This is a genomic window from Mycobacterium sp. WUMAC-067 (genome assembly GCF_020217485.1).
In the GTDB taxonomy this organism is placed as follows: Bacteria; Actinomycetota; Actinomycetes; order Mycobacteriales; family Mycobacteriaceae; genus Mycobacterium.
Genome location: NZ_JAEKMI010000114.1, coordinates 1 through 4,011, shown reverse-complemented (window position 1 = coordinate 4,011; position 4,011 = coordinate 1). Strand labels below are relative to the sequence as shown.

General features: G+C 65.8%; 3 protein-coding genes. All 3 read left to right on the top strand.

What is annotated here, in order from left to right; genetic code table 11:
* Window positions 1–121 precede the first annotated feature (121 nt).
* The 3 genes from JF781_RS27490 to JF781_RS27480 are packed head-to-tail and all read left to right on the top strand — an operon-like array spanning window position 122 to window position 3,913.
* The gene (locus JF781_RS27490; RefSeq protein ID WP_007172192.1) at window positions 122–1,231 is read left to right on the top strand and encodes a tyrosine-type recombinase/integrase; all 1,110 of its coding nucleotides are present in this window, start codon (window positions 122–124) and stop codon (window positions 1,229–1,231) included.
* Entirely contained in the window at window positions 1,228–3,483 is a 2,256-nt protein-coding gene (locus JF781_RS27485; RefSeq protein WP_007172193.1) for a tyrosine-type recombinase/integrase, read from the top strand. The genes JF781_RS27490 and JF781_RS27485 overlap by 4 nt, the downstream gene beginning before the upstream one ends.
* Entirely contained in the window at window positions 3,473–3,913 is a 441-nt protein-coding gene (locus JF781_RS27480; protein ID WP_007172194.1) for a DUF6262 family protein, read from the top strand. Before JF781_RS27485 ends, JF781_RS27480 begins: the two co-directional genes overlap by 11 nt.
* The last annotated feature ends 98 nt before the right edge of the window (window positions 3,914–4,011 follow it).

Sequence of the window (4,011 nt, the reverse complement as noted above, 5' to 3'; positions counted from 1 at the left end):
GTTCTCTCGAGCCCGCACAGGGGTGTCCACGACGTGCAACACGCACGTGGCGTTGGCGGCGATCTTCGTGGCGGAGGTGGTTATCTGCAGCGGTCCATCACGCAGATTCCACGGAGGTTTGATGCTTGTGCAACGGGTACTGATGCCCACTTCGTCGCTTGAATCCTGGACGGTCCTCGGCGACGGAGGCGGCTCGGTGGAGCCAATCGAGCGCTACCTGGCCTATCTGACCGACATCGAGCGGTCCCCGAACACGGTCAAGGCCTATGCGCACGACCTGAAGGACTGGTTCGTCTTCCTCGACGCTCGCAGCCTGAACTGGCGCGAGGTCCGATTGGAGGATCTCGGGGAGTTCGTGTCCTGGCTGCGGCTGCCGCCGGCTGGCCGGGCTGGCGCAGTGGTGCTGTTGCCCTCGGCTGAGCATCACTGCTCTGCGGGAACCGTCAACCGGAAGCTGGCGGCGATCAGCGGCCTCTACACGTTTCACGCCCGGCACGGAGTCGACCTCGGCGACTTGGTCACTGAACTGCACCCAGGTCGGCGCCGGCGCTCGGGATGGAAGCCGTTCCTCTACCACCTGAGCAGCGGCCAGCCGGAGCGGCGGCGCACGATCAAGCTCCGGACCCCGCGTCAGCATCCGACCATTCTGACCGCCGGTCAGGTGCAGGCGATCCTAGATGCCTGCATCCACCTGCGGGATCGCTTGTTGTGGGCGTTGTTGTGGGACACAGGGATTCGGATTGGTGAAGCGCTAGGTCTGCGTCACGAGGACGTGGCCGCTGCCGAGGGTGAGTTGACGGTCGCGCCGCGATCCAACGACAACAGGGCGCGCGCCAAGTCGGCGACACCGCGCACCATCCCGATCAGCCCGCAGCTCATCCGCCTCTACGCCGACTACCTGCACGACGAATACGGCGATCTGGACTCCGACTACGTGTTCGTCAACCTCTGGGGCGAACCGTTCGGGCACCCGTGGGGCTATCCCGCGGTCTACGACCTGGTGTTGCGGCTGCGCCGGAGCACCGGCATCGACTTCGATCCCCACTGGTATCGGCACACCTACGCCACGCGTTTGCTCCGCCAGAACACCCCGATCGAGGTCGTCAGCACGCTGCTGGGACACTCCTCGATCGCGACCACGATGGACATTTACGGGCATCTGTCCGTCGAGGACGCCCGCCGGGCTCTGGAGGCGGCCGGCTTCCTGACCGGGCAGGAGGTGCAGTGGTGACCGCGGCAGTCCCGCCGCTACCGTCGGCTGCGGCTCCGGGCTTGCTGCGCAAGCTGGTGGCCGCGGTTCGACCGGAGTTCCGGGTGGACATCCTCGTTCCCGAGCGTGGTGCGCTGGTGTTCGACACCGCGCCGTGCCGGGTGCCGGGCTGCGTGCGCCAACCGCGCACCCGCGGGCTCTGCAAAGGCCACTACGTCGGTTGGCAGCAAGAAGGCCGCCCGGACATCGACGTGTTCGCCACGACTGCAGCACCGGAAGGGCTCGGGCGCAAAGAGCTCACGGTCTGCGCCGTCCAGGGCTGCCGGTACGGAGGTGCTCGCCGGGGTTTATGCCCACGCCACCAAGGGTTTTGGGAACGGTCCGGCATCGCCGACCGAGACGTATGGCTGGCTGCCGTTGCTCCGGTGGATGATCCCGATCATCCCGTCTGCGCGTTGTCCTATTGCACGCTATGGACGCAGGGACGGTCGCCGTTCTGCGTCAATCATCGGTCCCGATGGGCAGCGGTGGGATGTCCCGACATCGACGAGTTCATCGTGCTCTGCGAGTCCTATGGCGACGACCGGTTCGACTTCCGACCGTTCGGTGATCGCCGACAGCTCAAATTGGAGATGCAGTACGCGCTGCAGTGCCGGCACGATGAACGCCAGGTCAAGACTCCCGCTGCCGTCGCGCGTCCTGTCATCGCACTCACGGCCGCCAGTGGGGTGGCCTCGCTGCTGGACTGGCCGATGGCACGTTGGATCGAGTTCTTCGACGCCAACCACGCTGCGCAACACGGCCAGAACGGACAGCTGGCGTTTCTGCGTTACGCCTATCGCTGTCTGGAGGACCTGCACTGCGGCAGCGGGTGGGAGGCCGAGTTCCCGCGCGACGTGTGGGAGCTGCACCGGCTCGGCGTCGAGGGCCGCAAGCGGCTGCGCTTCGACGGCATTGCGCAACCGTGGCTGCGGGATCTGGCCAAGCGGTTCGCCCGCTGGCGGTTAAGCATCGGACGCAGCCCCAACCAGACCTACATCGACGTCCAGGCGGTGACGCGTTTGGCCGGCTTCTTGGCGTCCCCGCCGGTCGACATCACCAGCCTGGCCGGCATCAACCGCGCGGTATTGGAGCGCTACCTGGCCGACCTGTCCACCGACCCCCGGGCACTGCACTCCCGCAGCCGCGACATCAGCTCGCTCGGTGCGTTCCTCGACGCGATCCGCCGCCACGAGTGGGACCACGACCTGCCCGCGAGTGCCGCGTTCTATCCCGACGACTTCCCCAAACCCGCGAAACGCCTGCCCCGCGGGCTGGCCGAGCACATCATGGCCCAGGTCGAACAGCCCGCGAACCTCGACGGATGGAACAACCCCGAGAGTCGGCTGCTCACGATCATCCTGATGCGCTGCGGACTGCGCGTCGGTGACGCCACCAAGATCGCCTTCGACTGCGTCATCCGTGGCGGCGACGGAGCTCCCTATCTGCGCTACACCAACGGCAAGATGAAACGCGAAGCTCTCGTCCCGATCGACGAGGAAGTCGAGCAGGCCATCGCCGAGCAACAACAGCGGATCCTGCGCCGCTGGACCAACGGCAGCCCCTGGCTGTTCGCCGCTCCGAAGATGAACCCAGACGGCCGCCGGCCGCTGACTACGCCCTCCTACCGCGGCCAGCTACGGGACTGGCTGGCGCGCTGCGAGATCCGCGACGAGCACGGCCGTCCAGTGCATCTGACTCCGCACCAATGGCGGCACACCTTTGGAACACGGTTGATCAACCGGGACGTGCCGCAAGAAGTCGTACGGGTGTTACTCGATCACTCCAGCGGTGAGATGACAGCTCACTACGCCCGCCTTCACGACACCACCGTCCGCCGGCACTGGGAGTCCGCCCGCAAGGTCGATGCCAGGGGCCAAACCGTTGCGATCGACCCCGACGGCCCACTGGCCGAAGCGAACTGGGCCAAGCAACGGCTCGGGCGCGTGACCCAAGCATTGCCCAACGGCTTCTGCGGGCTGCCAGTTCAAAAGACCTGCCCGCATGCCAATGCTTGTCTGACATGTCCGATGTTCGTGACTACGCCCGAGTTCCTGCCGCAACACCACGAACACCGTCAGCAAGTCCTGCAGATCATCTCCGCTGCCGAGGCGCGCGGTCAGTTACGCCTCGTCGAGATGAACCAACAAGTCCTGGGAAACCTCGACACCATCATCACCACACTCGAAACCGACTCCGGTTCAGAGGAATTGGATTCTGCTGATGCGGGCTGACAACACCCGGCACCTCATCGTCGCCGCCCGACAACGCCACGAACTCACCCGAGCCAAGGCGATCCAGGCATTGAGGACCCTCGACGCCGAAGGGCGCCCGGTCACCTTCGAGGCCGTGGCTCAAGCAGCGGCGGTGTCTCGGTCCTGGCTCTACGCGCAATCCGACGTCCGAGCTGAGATCGAACGGCTTCGCGCTGCCCACCGTCGAGCACCCGCGACACCGGTCCCCGCGCGGCAACGAACCTCGGACGCCTCACTGCTACGCAGGCTCGAAGCCGCCAACCAGCGCAACCGGAAATTGGCCGAGGAGAACCGCACGCTCCGAGACCAACTCGCCCGAGCACTCGGCCAGCAGCGCACCGCATCCGAAACCACGTCAACCCGCACCCCCCGGAAACGTCTCAGCTCGATAACGATCGGTCCCTGCTGAAAGGCCTCCCCCATGACCCCACCTCAAACGTCGACGACAACGTCCACAACGAAACACCGCAGGTCAAAGCCCCGAATAGGCCAGCGGCTCAAGATAAT

Coding starts and splice junctions, on each gene's coding strand:
- JF781_RS27480 (WP_007172194.1), top strand. CDS start 3,473: ATGCGGGCTGACAACACCCGGCACCTCATCGTCGCCGCCCGACAACGC.
- JF781_RS27490 (WP_007172192.1), top strand. CDS start 122: ATGCTTGTGCAACGGGTACTGATGCCCACTTCGTCGCTTGAATCCTGG.